Annotated in this window: 15 protein-coding genes; 4 read left to right on the forward strand and 11 right to left on the reverse strand. The window is 70.8% G+C overall.

What is annotated here, in order from left to right:
* Positions 1-31: 31 nt before the first annotated feature.
* The 5 genes from guaA to guaB form a co-directional block, all read right to left on the reverse strand.
* Positions 32-1,609, reverse strand: a complete 1,578-nt coding sequence (gene guaA, locus N8K70_RS12525; RefSeq protein WP_317138679.1) for a glutamine-hydrolyzing GMP synthase — start codon at positions 1,607-1,609, stop codon at positions 32-34.
* Positions 1,606-2,184 (reverse strand): DUF3817 domain-containing protein, encoded by a 579-nt coding sequence (locus N8K70_RS12530; RefSeq protein ID WP_317138680.1) that lies wholly within the window; start codon positions 2,182-2,184, stop codon positions 1,606-1,608. The genes guaA and N8K70_RS12530 overlap by 4 nt, the downstream gene beginning before the upstream one ends.
* A gap of 63 nt (positions 2,185-2,247) precedes the next feature.
* The gene (locus N8K70_RS12535; protein ID WP_317138681.1) at positions 2,248-3,138 is read right to left on the reverse strand and encodes an SURF1 family protein; all 891 of its coding nucleotides are present in this window, start codon (positions 3,136-3,138) and stop codon (positions 2,248-2,250) included.
* Complete coding sequence (locus N8K70_RS12540) at positions 3,138-4,256, reverse strand: GuaB3 family IMP dehydrogenase-related protein (protein ID WP_317138682.1); 1,119 nt, start codon at positions 4,254-4,256, stop codon at positions 3,138-3,140. Before N8K70_RS12540 ends, N8K70_RS12535 begins: the two co-directional genes overlap by 1 nt.
* 52 nt (positions 4,257-4,308) lie before the next feature.
* Positions 4,309-5,811, reverse strand: coding sequence for an IMP dehydrogenase (guaB, locus tag N8K70_RS12545; protein WP_317138683.1), 1,503 nt, complete (start codon positions 5,809-5,811; stop codon positions 4,309-4,311).
* A 210-nt stretch (positions 5,812-6,021) separates the two neighbouring features.
* Here guaB and N8K70_RS12550 point away from each other — a divergent pair, with 210 nt between their 5' ends.
* From N8K70_RS12550 to N8K70_RS12565, 4 genes are read left to right on the forward strand one after another with little or no spacing between them, the layout of a single operon-like run.
* Positions 6,022-7,341: a branched-chain amino acid ABC transporter permease gene (locus N8K70_RS12550; RefSeq protein ID WP_317138684.1), complete on the forward strand. Its 1,320-nt coding sequence runs from the start codon at positions 6,022-6,024 to the stop codon at positions 7,339-7,341.
* A gap of 9 nt (positions 7,342-7,350) precedes the next feature.
* On the forward strand, positions 7,351-8,331 hold the full coding sequence (locus tag N8K70_RS12555) for a branched-chain amino acid ABC transporter permease (RefSeq protein ID WP_317138685.1): 981 nt from the start codon (positions 7,351-7,353) through the stop codon (positions 8,329-8,331).
* Entirely contained in the window at positions 8,321-9,316 is a 996-nt protein-coding gene (locus N8K70_RS12560; protein WP_317138686.1) for an ABC transporter ATP-binding protein, read from the forward strand. The genes N8K70_RS12555 and N8K70_RS12560 overlap by 11 nt, the downstream gene beginning before the upstream one ends.
* Positions 9,313-10,053, forward strand: a complete 741-nt coding sequence (locus N8K70_RS12565; protein WP_317138687.1) for an ABC transporter ATP-binding protein — start codon at positions 9,313-9,315, stop codon at positions 10,051-10,053. The genes N8K70_RS12560 and N8K70_RS12565 overlap by 4 nt, the downstream gene beginning before the upstream one ends.
* A gap of 142 nt (positions 10,054-10,195) precedes the next feature.
* On the opposite strand, the gene N8K70_RS12570 is transcribed toward N8K70_RS12565, so the two are convergent.
* The 6 genes from N8K70_RS12570 to groES all read right to left on the reverse strand — a co-directional run bounded on the left by N8K70_RS12570 (position 10,196) and on the right by groES (position 15,931).
* Positions 10,196-11,047 (reverse strand): metal ABC transporter permease, encoded by an 852-nt coding sequence (locus tag N8K70_RS12570; RefSeq protein ID WP_317138688.1) that lies wholly within the window; start codon positions 11,045-11,047, stop codon positions 10,196-10,198.
* Positions 11,044-11,793, reverse strand: coding sequence for a metal ABC transporter ATP-binding protein (locus tag N8K70_RS12575; protein ID WP_317138689.1), 750 nt, complete (start codon positions 11,791-11,793; stop codon positions 11,044-11,046). The genes N8K70_RS12570 and N8K70_RS12575 overlap by 4 nt, the downstream gene beginning before the upstream one ends.
* Complete coding sequence (locus tag N8K70_RS12580) at positions 11,790-12,707, reverse strand: metal ABC transporter substrate-binding protein (RefSeq protein ID WP_317138690.1); 918 nt, start codon at positions 12,705-12,707, stop codon at positions 11,790-11,792. The genes N8K70_RS12575 and N8K70_RS12580 overlap by 4 nt, the downstream gene beginning before the upstream one ends.
* A 254-nt stretch (positions 12,708-12,961) precedes the next feature.
* Positions 12,962-14,245 carry an ABC transporter substrate-binding protein gene (locus N8K70_RS12585; RefSeq protein WP_317138691.1) on the reverse strand — a complete coding sequence of 428 codons (1,284 nt, stop codon included), beginning with the start codon at positions 14,243-14,245 and terminating at the stop codon, positions 12,962-12,964.
* Positions 14,246-14,530: 285 nt separating this feature from the next.
* A complete protein-coding gene (rarD, locus tag N8K70_RS12590) occupies positions 14,531-15,478 on the reverse strand; it encodes an EamA family transporter RarD (protein ID WP_317141224.1) in 948 nt (315 codons plus the stop codon).
* A gap of 156 nt (positions 15,479-15,634) precedes the next feature.
* Positions 15,635-15,931 (reverse strand): co-chaperone GroES, encoded by a 297-nt coding sequence (gene groES, locus N8K70_RS12595; RefSeq protein ID WP_067242196.1) that lies wholly within the window; start codon positions 15,929-15,931, stop codon positions 15,635-15,637.
* Positions 15,932-15,956 lie beyond the last annotated feature (25 nt).

Consider the following 15,956-nt stretch of genomic DNA (forward strand, 5'->3'; position numbering starts at 1 on the left):
CGCGGATGCGACGACGGCCTTCGAGAGGGGATCACTCCCACTCGATGGTCCCCGGGGGCTTCGACGTGACGTCGAGCACGACGCGGTTGACCTCGCGCACCTCGTTCGTGATGCGGTTGGAGATCTTCGACAGCACGTCGTAGGGCAGGCGCGTCCAGTCGGCCGTCATGGCGTCCTCGCTCGAGACGGGGCGCAGCACGATCGGATGGCCGTAGGTCCGGCCGTCTCCCTGCACGCCCACCGAGCGCACGTCGGCGAGCAGCACGACGGGGCACTGCCAGATCTCGCCGTCGAGGCCGGCGGCGCTCAGCTCCTCGCGGGCGATGGCGTCCGCGTCACGCAGGATCTCGAGACGGTCAGCGGTGACCTCGCCCACGATGCGGATCCCGAGGCCGGGCCCCGGAAACGGCTGGCGGCCGACGATCCCCTCGGGGAGGCCGAGCTCGCGGCCGATGGCGCGGACCTCGTCCTTGAAGAGCGTGCGCAGCGGCTCGATGAGGGCGAAGTCGAGGTCCTCCGGGAGCCCGCCGACGTTGTGGTGGCTCTTGATATTCGCCGTGCCGGCGCCGCCGCCCGACTCCACGACGTCGGGGTAGAGGGTCCCCTGCACGAGGAACCCGATGGGCTCGCCCTCGGCCTTCGCCTCCTCGACGAGCTCGCGCTGCACCTTCTCGAACGCGCGGATGAACTCGCGGCCGATGATCTTGCGCTTCTGCTCGGGGTCGCTGACCCCGGCGAGGTGACCGAGGAACGTCTCCGCCGCGTCGACCGTGACGAGACGCACCCCGGTGGAGGCGACGTAGTCCTGCTCGACCTGCTCGCGCTCGCCCTTGCGCAGCAGCCCGTGGTCGACGAACACAGCCGTCAGCTGGTCGCCGATCGCACGGTGGACGAGCGCCGTCGAGACGGCCGAGTCGACGCCGCCGGACAGCGCCGAGATGACGCGCGCCGATCCCACCTGCTCGCGGATGCGGGCGACCTGCTCCTCGATGACGTTGCCGCTGTTCCAGTCGGCGGGAAGGCCCGCCGCCCGGTGCAGGAAGTTCTCGATGATCCGCTGGCCGAAGTCGGAGTGCTTCACCTCGGGGTGCCACTGCACGCCGTAGAAGCGGCGCTCGGCGCTCCCGAACGCGGCGACGGGGGTCACCGCGGTGGCGGCGAGCACCTCGAAGCCCTCCGGCGCCTGCACGACCTGGTCGCCGTGGCTCATCCAGACGTTCTGCTCGGCCGGCTGCCCCGCCAGCAGCACGCCGCCGTCGCCGACGAGCGCGGCGTCCGTCGCGCCGTACTCGCGCAGGCCGGTGTGGGCCACCTCGCCGCCGAGCGCCTGTGCCATGACCTGGAAGCCGTAGCAGATGCCGAGCGTCGGCACGCCGAGCTCGAAGACGCCGGGGTCGAGGGTCGGCGCTCCCGGCTCGTACACCGACGACGGGCCCCCCGACAGGACGATCGCGACGGGGTTCCTCTCGGCGATCTCGGCCGCCGAGACGGTGTGCGGCACCAGCTCGCTGTAGACGCCGGCCTCCCGCACGCGGCGCGCGATGAGCTGCGCGTACTGCGCGCCGAAGTCGACGACGAGGACGGGGCGCGCGGCGGTGTCGGCACTCATCGTGCGACCTCCTGGGATGAGGCGGACGGATCCGCGTGGTCGGCGGACGGGTTCTCCGACGCGGCCTGCGCCGCCTTGGCCGCCTTCTTCTCCGCGGCGGCCCTCTCGCGGTCGGCGAGGTAGCGCTTCACGTCGCGGGCGACGAAGTACTCCATGAAGAAGGAGAGGAAGGGGACCACTCCCGCGCCCGCGAGCTTCAGGAACCGCGGGAACGTCCAGCGCATCAGGCTCCAGAGGCGGAAGCACGCGAAGAGGTACACGACGTAGAACCAGCCGTGGACGATGAGGATGCCGAGCGACAGGTTCAGGCCGTCCCCCGCGGAGACGATCTCGCAGCCGTCGCTGCCGGGGAAGAACAACGAGTACCACCGGCACTCGGCCGACGGGATCGCATCCGCGAGCCAGAGCAGCCCCCCCGATCCGCCGGCGAACAGCTCGACGTGGATCGGCGTGTACTTCAAGACCATCTCGGCGACGAGCAGCAGGAGCCCGACGCCGGTGACGACGGACGTCACCTGGTAGAGACGAAGCGCCCGGCGGATCTGAGGGAAGGTGGAGATCCGGGGCTGTGGCATGACTGACATCATAAACGGCTCGCGCCTGATCGTTCGCCCGAGGCGGGACGGGCCCGCGACGGCCTACTCGTCGAGGTCGTCCTCGTCGTCCGGGCTGCCGCCCGTCAGCTCCTCGATCTCGCGCTCGCGGGCGTCCTTGGCGAGGCGGTACCAGAGGTAGAACGAGAACGCGGCGAAGATGGCCCACTCGGCGGCGTAGAAGAGGTTCAGCCAGTTGACGGGGCTGCCGATCTCGGGCGCCGGCGAGGAGATCGCGACGAGGTCGGTCTCCGCGAGGCCGGCGACGGGATCCTCGGAGGTGAGGTACTGGCGGTACACGTCGATCGGCTCGCCGTCGACGACGGTGTCGTGCCACACGCCGAGGAGCGCGGCGGGGGACATCCGGATCATCTCCGTCGGGTCGTCCCCCGGCGGCAGCTGCGGCCCCTCGTCGGCGATGATGCGGCCCGTGAGATCTGCCGCGCCGCCGGAGGTCGCGGCCTCGTCGAAGGCGGCCACGGCGGCGTCCGCCTCCTCGCGCGACTCCGTCCATCCGAGCGCGACGGCGACCGACGTCGGACGCTCGGCATCGGCGACGCGCAGCTGGCCGGTGACCCAGTACCCCTCGACGCCGTCGTTGAAACGCGAGGACACGACGACGAAGTCCTCCGGAACCCACTGTCCCTCGACCTCGACCCGCTGCCCGACGAGCGAGTCGTCGAGGTACTCGCCCGGCTGCGCGACCTCGTCGATCGGGAGCACCGCCTCGGTCGCGCCCTCCACGGGCGGATCCGTGTCGATCGCCCGCTCGAGCTGCCAGGACAGCAGCCAGGAGAAGATGCCGGCGACGACGAGGCACAGCAGGAGCATCGCGATCCAGCGCGGCCGCAGCATGACCTCCCGCAGGGTGGGCGGGAAGACGAGGGGCTCGTCCGGATCGCTCACGGCGGGGCCGGAGGACGCGGGATCGGACATCAGTGAACGGGGTTCACGACGACGTCGACACGCTGGAACTCCTTCAGGTCGGAGTACCCCGTCGTCGCCATCGACTTGCGCAGAGCCCCGATGAGGTTCGCCGTGCCGTCGGCGACGAGTGCGGGGCCGTAGAGCACCTCCTCGAGCGTGCCGACCTGGTCGACCCTCACCCGGTGGCCGCGCGGCAGTTTCGGGTGGTGCGCCTCGGGTCCCCAGTGGAATCCGTTGCCGGGCGCGTCGGTCGCACGCGCGAGCGCGACGCCGAGCATGACGGCGTCGGCGCCCATCGCGAGCGCCTTGACGATGTCGCCCGACGTCCCGACGCCGCCGTCGGCGATGACGTGCACGTAGCGCCCGCCCGACTCGTCGAGATAGTCGCGACGCGCGCCCGCGACGTCCGCCACGGCCGTCGCCATCGGCGTGGACACGCCCAGCGTCGCACGGGTGGTCGACGCCGCTCCCCCGCCGAAGCCGACGAGCACGCCCGCGGCGCCCGTCCGCATGAGGTGGAGGGCAGCCGTGTACGTGCCGACGCCGCCCACGACGACGGGCACGTCGAGCTCGTAGATGAACTCCTTAAGGTTCAGGGGCTCCGCCGCGCTCGAGACGTGCTCGGCCGAGACCGTCGTGCCGCGGATGACGAACAGGTCGACGCCGGCGGCGACGACGGGCTCGTAGAACTCCTTCGTGCGCTGCGGGGAGAGCGCGCCGGCCACCGTGACGCCGGCGTCGCGGATCTCGGCGAGGCGCGCCGTGATGAGCTCCGGCTTGACGGGCTCGGCGTAGAGCGACTGCATGCGCGCGGTCGCCGAGCGCTCGGGGAGCGAGGCGATCTCGGCGAGCAGCGGCTCGGGGTCCTCGTACCGGGTCCAGAGCCCCTCGAGGTCGAGGACGCCGAGGCCGCCGAGCCTGCCGAGCATGATCGCCGTCCTCGGGCTCACGACCGAGTCCATCGGCGCGCCGACGACCGGCACGTCGAACGCGTAGGCGTCGATGGCCCACGTCGTCGAGACGTCCTCCGGGTTGCGGGTGCGCCGCGACGGGACGACCGCGATGTCGTCGAACGTGTAGGCGGGTCGACCCCGCTTGCCGCGGCCCAGCTCGATGTCACTGCTCACCCGATCAGCCTACCCGCCGTCGATCGCTCATCCCCCCGGAGGCGGCCTCCTCCTACTTCTTGTAGTTGGGCGCCTCGACGACGATCTGCACGTCGTGCGGGTGCGACTCCTTGAGCCCCGCCGAGGTGATGCGCACGAACCTGCCGCGCGTCTTGAGCTCGTCGATCGTGCGGGCGCCGACGTAGAACATCGACTGGCGGAGGCCCCCGACGAGCTGGTAGGCGACGGCCGAGAGCGGTCCGCGGTACGGCACCTGCCCCTCGATGCCCTCGGGGATGAGCTTGTCGTCGGTGGGCACGTCGGCCTGGAAGTAGCGGTCCTTCGAGTACGAGGTCTGCTTGCCGCGCGTCTGCATCGCGCCCAGCGACCCCATCCCGCGGTACTGCTTGAACTGCTTGCCGTTCTGGAAGACGAGCTCGCCCGGCGACTCGTCGGTTCCCGCGAGGAGGGAGCCGAGCATGACGGTGTCGGCGCCCGCGACGAGCGCCTTGGCGATGTCGCCCGAGTACTGCAGGCCGCCGTCGGCGATGACCGGCACGTCGGCCGCGCGCGCGGCGAGCGACGCCTCGTAGATGGCCGTGACCTGCGGCACGCCCACGCCGGCGACCACGCGCGTGGTGCAGATCGAGCCCGGCCCGACGCCGACCTTGACGGCGTCGACGCCCGCGTCGATGAGCGCCTGCGCCCCCTCGCGCGTGGCGATGTTGCCCCCGACGACGTCGATGTGCGCGAACGACTCGTCGGCCTTGATCCGGCGGACGATGTCGATGACGCCCTGCGACTGGCCGTTGGCGGTGTCGACGACGAGGACGTCCACGCCCGCGTCGCGCAGCGCCTCGGCGCGCTCCCACGCGTCGCCGAAGAACCCGATCGCGGCGCCCACCCGGAGGCGTCCCTGCTCGTCCTTCGTCGCGAGCGGGTACTTCTCGCTCTTGTCGAAGTCCTTGATCGTGATGAGGCCGGCGAGCCTGCCCTCGTCGTCGATGAGCGGCAGCTTCTCGACGCGGTGCTGGGCGAAGAGGGCGATGACCTGCTCCGCCGCGATGCCCACGGGCCCGGTGACGAGGTTCTCGCTCGTCATGACGTCCTTGACGCGTGTGACGGGACGCTGGATGTCGGAGACGAACCGCATGTCGCGGTTCGTGATGATGCCGATGAGACGACCGTCGTCGTCGATGACGGGGAGGCCGGAGATGCGGTACTTCGCGCACATGGCGTCGACCTCGGCGATGGTCGCGTCGGGCGTCGTCGTGATCGGGTCGGTGATCATCCCCGACTCGCTGCGCTTGACGCGGTCGACCGCGGCCGCCTGGTCGGCGATCGAGAGGTTGCGGTGCAGGATGCCGATGCCGCCCTGGCGGGCCAGGGCGATGGCCAGGCGCGCCTCGGTGACGGTGTCCATCGCGCTCGACAGGAGGGGGATCGCCACGCGGATGCGGCGGGTCAGCCTCGACGACGTGTCCGCTTCGCTGGGGATGACGTCGGTGTGCCCGGGGAGGAGCAGGACGTCGTCATAGGTCAGGCCGACGAAGCCGAACGGGTCGTGTTCTGTCATGGGTGGTTCTCTCCTGCCGACGCGGTGGGGGCTTCCTGAGCCGAAAGGATCGCCGCCCCGTGCACGAATTCTACCGGCGCGTCCGATCGCGGGCGCGACGTGCCTCACATGCCACACCCAGGAAACGACGCGGACACATTAGGGTCATACCGTCGGACACCGATGCCCGACGTAAACCACCGTCGGCACCGGCGCCGGACCGGAGGATCCATGACGCACCAAGCTCTGACCCGAGGGCGGGTGAGGATCGGCGCGCTCGCCGTGCTCGCCGCCCTCGTCGCCGCCTTCCTGCTCGCCCTGCTGTCGCCCACGGCGGCGCAGGCCGCGGAGGGCGATCCGTACACGATCAGCGGAAACGTCCAGCTCGACGGGGAGCCCCTCCCCGGGGTCGCCCTGACGATCGACGGCCCCGGCGGCGCGCAGGAGGTGGAGACGGATGCCGAGGGCCGCTGGCAGGTGAAGGTCCCCGAGCGCGACGACTACACGGTCGTGCTCGACGAGAACACGCTGCCCGAGGGCATCGCGGTCGTGGACGAGGAGGACGACACGCCGAACGAGAAGGACGTCACGGTCGGCGCCGGCGGCCGCGTCGCCGTGAACTTCTTCATCGGGGAGGGCGAGCGCAACGTCACGAGCTTCTTCGACCAGATCGTGCAGCGCGTCGTCCAGGGTATCAACTTCGGCCTCATGCTCGGGCTCGCCGCCGTCGGGGTCTCGCTCGTGTACGGGACGACGCGCCTGTCGAACTTCGCGCACGCCGAGATGGTGTCCTTCGGCGCGATCGTCGCCCTCGTGCTCATCGGGCCCGCCAGCCTCGCGCTCCCCGTGTGGATCGGCATCCCGCTCGCGGTCGTCCTCAGCGGCGTGCTGGGCTTCGTGCTCGACGCCATCATCTGGCGACCGCTGCGTCGGCGCGGCGTCGGCACCGTGCAGCTGATGATCCTGTCGATCGGGCTCTCGCTCGCGCTGCGCTACGTCTTCCAGTTCTTCATCGGAGGCGGCACCGAGCAGCTGCCGGCGATGGCTCCCACCGCGCGGATACCGCTGTTCGGCGCGGTGGGCCTGAGCGTCACCGAGATGGTCTCCATGAGCATCGCGGTCGTCGTGATCGTCGCCTTCGCGCTCTGGCTCACCTACAGCCGGCTCGGCAAGGCGACGCGCGCGATCTCCGACAACCCGTCGCTCGCCGCGGCGTCGGGGATCGACGTGGACCACGTCGTGCGCGTCGTGTGGATCGTCTCCGGCGCGCTCGCCGGCCTCGCCGGCGTCCTCTACGCCTACTACCGTCCGGGCATCCGCTGGGACATGGGAGCGCAGGTGCTCCTCCTCGTCTTCGCGGCCGTGACGCTCGGCGGTCTCGGCACGGCGTACGGCGCGCTCGTCGGCTCGCTCATCATCGGGGTGCTCGTGGAGGCCTCGAGCCTCTGGATCCCCGCCGACCTGCGCTTCGTCGGCGCCCTCGTCGTGCTCATCCTCATCCTTCTCATCCGGCCGCAGGGCATCCTCGGCCGACGCGAGAGAATCGGCTAGGTACCGCTCATGAACTGGTCACAGATCTTCGACAACACGCTGTCCTCGATCCTCAGCCCGGCGACGCTCGGATACGCCCTCGCGGCGCTCGGCCTGGCCGTGCACTTCGGCTACGCGGGTCTCATCAACATGGGCATCGCGGGGTTCATGGCGCTGGGCGCATACGGATACGCGATCTCGGTCCTCACGTTCGGCCTGCCCTGGTGGCTCGCCGCGCTCATCGGCCTCGCCGCCGCGGCGGTGTTCGCGCTCGTCCTCGGCGTGCCCACCCTGCGCCTGCGCGGCGACTACCTCGCGATCGCCACGATCGCGGCGGCCGAGGTCGTGCGCCTGCTGTTCCTCACGACCGCGTTCGAGGACGTCACGGGCTCCGCCGACGGCCTGAGCGGCTACCACGGCAGCTTCCGCGAGTCGAACCCGATCCCCGCGGGCACCTACGGCTTCGGACCGTGGACGTACAACGAGACCGGCTGGTGGGTGCGCATCATGGGGCTCCTCACCCTCGGCTTCGCCGCGCTCGTCGTGTGGATGCTCACCCGCAGCCCGTGGGGCCGCGTCATGAAGGGCATCCGCGAGGACGAGGAGGCGATCCGCGCCCTGGGCAAGAACGTCTTCTCGTACAAGATGCAGTCGCTCGTCCTGGGCGGCGTGCTCGCGGCGGCCGGCGGCATCGTCTACGCGCTGCCGTCGGCGGTCAACCCCGGCGTGTACGTGACGTCGCTGACGTTCTTCGTCTGGACGGCGCTCCTGCTCGGCGGCGCGGCCACGGTGTTCGGGCCGCTGCTCGGCTCGCTCATCTTCTGGGTCATCCAGACGTTCCTCTCGAACGTGCTCCCCGCCCTCGTGGACGCGGGGCTGCTGCCCTTCATGTCGAGCGTCCAGGCGGGGACGCTGCGCTTCATCCTCGTCGGCGTCGCGCTCATGCTGCTCGTCGTCTTCATGCCGCAGGGCATCCTGGGCAACAAGAAGGAGCTGACCTTTGTCCGATAGCACTCCGACCCCCACGTCGCCCGTCGCCCGCCCCAAGACCACGGGGCTCCATGTCGGCGAGGCCGTTCCCGGCTGCAGCAAGGCCGATCCGATCATCGTCGCCGACGGCATCACGCGGACGTTCGGCGGGATCACGGCGGTCGACGTCGAGCACCTCGAGATCCCGCGCGGCGCGATCACGGCCCTCATCGGCCCGAACGGCGCCGGCAAGACGACGCTGTTCAACCTGCTGACGGGCTTCGACCGGCCGGCCACCGGCACGTGGTCGTTCGACGGGCGATCGCTGTCGAACACGCCGGCCCACAAGGTGGCGCGGATGGGCCTCGTCCGCACCTTCCAGCTCACCAAGGCGCTGGGCCTGCTGACCGTCATGGACAACATGAAGCTCGGGCAGCAGGGCCAGGTCGGCGAGCGCTTCTGGACGAGCCTCATCCCCGCCCTCTGGCGCTCGCAGGACACCGCGATCGAGGGCCGCGCCCTCGATCTGCTGAGGAAGTTCAAGCTCGACGCGAAGAAGGACGACTTCGCCGCGTCGCTCTCGGGCGGTCAGCGGAAGCTCCTCGAGATGGCCCGCGCGCTCATGACCGAGCCGACCCTCGTCATGCTCGACGAGCCGATGGCCGGCGTGAACCCGGCGCTCACGCAGTCGCTGCTCGACCACATCCTCGATCTGAAGGACCTGGGGATGACCGTGCTGTTCGTCGAGCACGACATGCACATGGTGCGCCACATCGCCGACTGGGTCGTCGTGATGGCGGAGGGACGGGTCGTGGCGGAGGGGCCGCCGGACGACGTCATGAGGAACCCCGCCGTCGTCGACGCGTACCTGGGCGCGCACCAGGAGCTCGATCTCGGCGTCGTGACGGGGCGCATCCCCGTCCTCGCCGCCGACCCGACGACGGACGCGTCGGCGTCCGCCGCGGCGACGCCCGAGGCGATCGCCGCCGCGGGACTGGCCGAGGCCGATGAGGAGGACCCGAAGTGACCACGGAAGCGAACCCCGCCGACCTCGTCGTCTCCGTCGAGGACGTGCACGCCGGCTACCTGCCGGGCGTGAACATCCTCAACGGATGCTCGCTGCAGGCGTACCAGGGCGAGCTCATCGGCATCATCGGCCCCAACGGCGCCGGGAAGTCCACCCTCCTGAAGGCGATCTTCGGCCAGGTGAACGTGCGCGACGGCGCGATCCGCCTCGGGGGCGACGAGATCACGAACCTCCGGGCGAACAGGCTCGTCGCCCGCGGCGTCGGGTTCATCCCGCAGACGAACAACGTGTTCCCCTCGCTCACGATCGCGGAGAACCTGCAGATGGGGGCCTATCAGAAGCCGAAGCTCTACGCCGAGCGCGTCGACTTCGTGACGTCGATCTTCCCCGATCTCGCGAAGCGCCTGGGCCAGCGGGCCGGCGGCCTCTCGGGCGGCGAGCGGCAGATGGTCGCCATGGGCCGGGCGCTCATGATGGACCCGAAGGTGCTGCTCCTCGACGAGCCCTCCGCCGGCCTCTCCCCCGTCCGCCAGGACGAGGCGTTCATCCGGGTCTCGGAGATCAACAGGGCCGGCGTGACGTGCATCATGGTCGAGCAGAACGCACGGCGCTGCCTCCAGATCTGCGACCGCGGCTACGTGCTCGACCAGGGGCGCGACGCCTACACGGGAACGGGGCGCGAGCTGCTGAGCGACCCCAAGGTGACGCAGCTCTACCTCGGCACGCTCGGCGTCTGACGACGGGAGCCCGACCGGCTCGGGGCCGGGACGTGCGGCCGGTCCGCGGGCCGCTGGGGCGCGAGCGCCCTCGCGAGGCTCACCCGCCGCACCGGTCCCGCCCGTCCGCGGACCGCCGACGGCGCCGCGCCGCGGGACCCCCTCAGGCGCGTCGTCGCACGAGACGCCGCCCGACGACGCCCTGGCGGGGGCTGAAGAGGTACACGAGGGCGAACACCGCGCCCTGGACGAGGACGACGAGCGCCCCCGACGCCGCGTCGAGCCAGTAGCTCAGGTAGATGCCGAGGATCGACGACGACGCGGACAGGATCGGGGCGATGACGAGCATGCGCCCGAAGCGGTCGGTGAGCAGGTGCGCCGTCGCGCCGGGGATGATGAGCATCGCCACGACGAGGATGACGCCCACGACCTGCAGGGCCACGACGGCGGTGAGCGCGAGCACCCCGAGCAGGATCGCCCCGAGCAGCCGCGGCGAGAGCCCGATCGCGAAGGCGTGCGTCGGGTCGAACGCGTAGAGCGTGAGGTCCCGGCGCTTGATCAGCAGCACGGCGAAGGCGACGGCCGCGAGCACGCCGATCTGGAGGAGGTCCCCGTCCGAGACGCCCAGGATGTTGCCGAAGATGATGTGGTTGAGGTCGGTCTGGCTCGGGGTCACCGAGATGAGCGCGAGCCCGAGCGCGAAGAGCGTCGTGAACACGATGCCGATCGCCGCGTCCTCCTTCACGCGGCTCGTGTCGCGGAGCACGCCGATCAGGGTCACGGCGAGGAGGCCGAAGACGAGCGCGCCCAGGGCGAACGGCGCCCCGACGATGTACGCGATGACCACCCCGGGGAGCACGGCGTGCGAGACGGCGTCGCCCATGAGCGACCATCCGACGAGGACGAGCCAGCACGACAGCAGGGCGCACACGATCGCGGCGACGACGGTCGCGGCGAGCGCCCGGACCATGAAGTCGTACTGCAGGGGCTCGAGGAGCAGATCGAGGGGGTTCATGCGGCGTCCGCTCCGAGTCCGAAGGCGCGGGCGAGATTCTCCGGGCGCAGCGCCTCGTGCACCCCGCCGTGGAAGAGCGGGCGACGCAGCAGCAGGACGGCCTCGTCGGCGAGATCGGGGACGGCGTGCAGGTCATGGGTGGAGACGAGGACGGTGCAGCCCTCGGCCGCGAGCTCGCGCAGCAGGCCCACGATGGTGGCCTCCGATCGCTTGTCGACGCCCGCGAAGGGCTCGTCGAGGAGGAGGACGCGCGCCCGCTCCGCTCGCTCCTGCGCGAGCTGGGCGATGCCGCGCGCGACGAAGGCGCGCTTGCGCTGCCCGCCCGAGAGCTGCCCGATCTGACGGTCGGCGAGCGCGGTCAGGTCGACCCGTGCGAGCGCCTCGTCGACGGCGACGCGGTCCTCCGGCCGGGCGCGCCGGGTGACCCCCTGCCGGCCGTACCGGCCCATCATCACGACGTCGCGCACGGAGACGGGGAACGTCCAGTCGACGTCCTCGCTCTGCGGCACGTATCCGACGATCCCCCTCCGCCGTGCCCGGAGCGGGGCCGCGCCGTCCACGCGCACCTCGCCGGCATCGGGCCGGATCAGCCCGAGGACGGTCTTGAAGAGCGTCGACTTGCCGGAGCCGTTCATGCCGATGAGCGCCGTCACGCGCCCGGCTGGCACGGAGAGCGTCGCCCGGTCGAGCGCGACGACGTCGCGATAGCGGACGGTGACGTCGTCGACCTCGATCGCCGCGCTCACGACCCGCTCCCCGTCAGCCCCGCGACGATCGTCTCGGCGTCGTGGCGGATGAGGTCGAGATACGTCGGCACCGGCCCGTCCTCCTCCGAGAGCGAGTCGACGTAGAGCGTCCCGCCGAAGACCGCGTCGGTGGCGTCGACGACCTGCTGGATGGGCCTGTCCGACACGGTCGACTCGCAGAAGACCGCGGGCACGCCGTCGTCTTCGACGAACTCGATCGCCGCGGCGATCTGCTGCGGCGTCGCCTGCTGCTCGGCGTTGACCGGCCAGATGTACGCCTCGGTGAGCCCCGCGTCGCGGGCGAGGTACGAGAAGGCGCCCTCGCACGTGACGAGCGCCCGCTCGTTCTCGGGGAGCCCGGCGAGCCTGTCGACGAGGTCGTCCTGCACCGTCTGGAGCTCTTCCCTGTACGCGTCCGCGTTCGCGAGGAACTCCGCCGCGTGCTCGGGCGCGAGCTCGCCGAACGCCTCGGCCATGTTGTCGGCGTACGTCTGCACGTTCAGCGGGCTCATCCAGGCGTGCGGGTTGGGGCGGCCGGCATACGCGTCCGCCGCGATGCCGATCGGCTCGACGCCCTCGGAGACGACGACGTGGGGCACGTCGACCGTCTCGACGAACTGCGCGAACCACGCCTCGAGGCCCAGGCCGTTGTCGAGGACGAGGTCGGCGTCGGCGGCGCGGCGGATGTCGCCGGGCGTCGGCTCGTACCCGTGGATCTCGGCGCCGGGCTTGGTGATGGACTCCACCCGGAGGCGGTCGCCCGCGACGTTCCGGGCGATGTCGGCGAGCACCGTGAAGGTCGTGAGGACGACCGGTCGGTCGTCCTGCCCCGAGGCGCCGCCGGCCGCGCAGCCCGAGGCCGCCGCCGCGAGGAGGACGAGGCTCCCGAAGGAGCGGAAGAGATTTTTCGGCACACCGAAAACCTACGTTTTCGGCGCACCGAAAACAAGCCGATCGCCCCGTGTCTCCCTGCGCCTGCGTGCATCCCGGCCGTCGTGCGTCCGGGCCGCCCCGTTCGAATGCCGAAGTCGTCCCGCCTCGCAGGCGGAAGCGGGACGGTTTCGTCATTCGAACGCGGAGGGGACGGGGACGGCGGGGCGGCGGAGTGCGCCCGGACGCGGGGAAGGCCCCGGGTCCGCGACGGGATCCGGGGCCTTCCGGGAGAGGATCAGCCCTCGTACGGCACGTAGGTGTTGTCGTCCTGGTACTCGTAGATGTTGATCATGCCCTCGGTCGGGTCTCCGACGTCGTCGAACGTGACGGGGCTCGAGACGCCGTCGTAGTCCGCCGTGCCGCCGTCGAGGATGATGTCGGCGCAGGCGGCGAAGGTCTCGCACTTCTCGCCGTCTCCGGTGCCGCCCGACACCTCCTGCAGCTTGGCCGCGATGTCGGCCGGATCGGTCGACCCCGACGCGAGCGACGCGAGGGCGATGAGGTTCACCGCGTCGAAGGCCTCGGGGGCGTAGGTGTAGTCGCTCAGCGCATCGGCTCCGCTCTCCTCCACGTACGCGTCGAGCCCCTCGACGAACTCCTGCACCTGGTCCGGCGTCGGACCGGGGTAGGTGCCCTTGGCGCCCGTGAGCGTCCCCGGGTCGAAGTCGGCCTCGTACGACGCCATGTTGCCGTCGACGAAGAACAGGTCCTCCGCGGGGAAGCCCTGCGACACGAGGTTCGGCACGATGACCTTGGCCTCGTCGAACGTGATCAGCGAGATCGCGTCGGGGTCGGCCGCGAGCACCTCGGAGATCTGCGAGTCGAACGTCGTGTCGCCCGGGTTGAACGTCGCGCTCGCGACGACCTCGCCGCCGGCGTTCTCGAACGCCTCCGTGATGTAGCTCGCGAGGCCCGTGCCGTAGGCGTCGTTGAGCACGATGAGGCCGAGCGTCTGGTACCCCTGCTCGGCGACGAAGTTGCCGTGCACGTCGCCCTGCAGCACGTCGGACGGCGCGGTGCGGAAGTACAGGCCGTTGTCGTCGTACGTCGTGAAGGCGTCGGAGGTGTTCGCCGGGGAGATCTGGACGACCCCGGCGCCGACGACCTGGTCGATGAACTGGAGCGAGACGCCCGAGGACGCGGCCCCGACGATGGCCGACACGTTCTCGCTGAGGAGACGCGGGATCTCGGTCTCGTACGCCTTGTTGTCGAGGTCGCCGGAGTCGCCGTGGACGACGTCGAGCTCGAGGCCCGATGTCTCCGTGTACTCGTTGATGAGCGACTGCGCGTAGTTGACGCCCTCGATCTCGGGCGGGCCGAGGAACGCGAGCGAGCCGGTCACGGGCAGGGCCGTCCCGATCTTCAGCGCGAGGTCTCCCCCGACCTCCGCCGAGGTGGAGTCGTCCGGCTCTTCCGACTCCGCCGTGTCGGTGCCGCCCGATGCGCAGCCCGCCAGCACGAGCGCCGTCGCTCCTGCCAACGCGACGGCGCCGAGCAGCGCCTTCCTGGATCGAACCATGTGGTCCCGTCCTTTCTCAGTGATCCGGGGATCGTTGTGGTAGCGGTGGAGACCGCGATGCGGGCACGCTACCGATGCATTGCTACGAGGGTGTTTCCGTTTGCGTCCACAGGCGATACCCAGGGTCGCATCGCGATGCAATCGTTATCTGCGGTGTGGCGCGTCTCCGGCGCGGACGGGCAGCACCGCGGGGTCGCAGCACGGCATCCGCTGCTCCGGCGGAGGAGGAGTCGCGCGCAGACGTCCTCCCCGCACGGGCATCGTCCTCCCGCGAGGAATCGGATGTCAGACGACGGGCTCCGCCGCGCGCACGGAGAGGCGGCGCGAGCGACGGGCGTTCCGCACCATGTCGACGGTGAGCACGACGAGCGCCACCCAGACGATGCCGAAGCCGATCCAGCGCTCGGTCGGCATGGGCTCGCCCAGGATGTAGGCGCCGCAGATGAACTGCAGGATGGGCGCGGCGAACTGCAGGAGGCCGACGGTCGTGAGCGACACGCGTCGCGCGCCGGACGCGAACAGCAGCAGCGGAACGGCGGTCGCGACGCCGGCGAGCGAGAGGAGCACCGTGTGCCCGACGCCGGCGGAGCCGTACGTGATGCCGGTCGTGACGGCGACGACGACGAGCTGCACGACGGCGATGGGCGCGAGCCACATGGTCTCGAGGGCGAGACCGCTCACCGCGTCGACCGCCGGGCCGATGCGGTTCTTGACGAGACCGTACACGCCGAAGGACGCGGTGACGATGAGCGAGATCCAGGGCACCGCGCCGTATGCGACGACGATCACGACGACCGCGACGGCGGCGATGCCGATCGCGGCCCACTGCGCGGGGCGCAGCCTCTCGCGCAGCACGACGACGGCGAGCAGCACGGTCGTGATCGGGTTGATGAAGTACCCCAGGCTCACCTCGATCACGTGCCCGGACTGCGTCGCGATGAGGAACGCCTGCCAGTTGACGTAGATGAGGACGCCCGCCAGCGCCGTCCACGACGCGAGCCGCCGGTTGCGCAGCACGGCGAGCATCCGCCCCCATCCGCGCGTGGCCGTGAGAAGGAGCGCGCAGAACACCAGCGAGAGCAGGACGCGCCAGCCGACGACCTCCCAGGGGCCCGTCGGCGCGAGGAAGACGAAGTACAGCGGCAGGACGCCCCACAGCACGTAGGCGCCGAGCCCGTATCCCGTGCCGAGCGCCCGTTCCCGTTCGGCGGATGTCGGTGCGGGGCGCTGGATCACCCGTCCAGGCTAGACCCGGCGGCGGGGCGCCGAGCCGGCCCGAAGAGCCTCCGTCCGCCACATGCCGCCGGAATCCTGCCATCCGGGGAAGACGCCCGGAGACGCCGAGAGGGCCCGGTGCCGAAGCGCCGGGCCCTCTCGAAGGACCTCTCGTCAGCGGACGACGACCGCCAGGACGTCGCGAGCAGACAGCACCAGGTACTCGTCGGCGCCGAACTTGACCTCGGTGCCGCCGTACTTGCTGTACAGCACGCGGTCGCCGACGGCGACGTCGAGCGGGACGCGGTTGCCGTTGTCGTCGATGCGGCCGGGGCCCACGGCCACAACCTCGCCCTCCTGGGGCTTCTCCTTGGCGGTGTCGGGGATGACCAGACCGCTGGCGGTGGTCTGCTCGGCCTCGACCTGCTGGATGACGATACGGTCCTCGAGCGGCTTGATGGAAACCGACACGGTGTACCTCTTCTTTCGTGTGCTT

Origin of the sequence: Microbacterium sp. AB (genome assembly GCF_032878875.1) — a bacterium.
In the GTDB taxonomy this organism is placed as follows: domain Bacteria; phylum Actinomycetota; class Actinomycetes; order Actinomycetales; family Microbacteriaceae; genus Microbacterium; species Microbacterium betulae.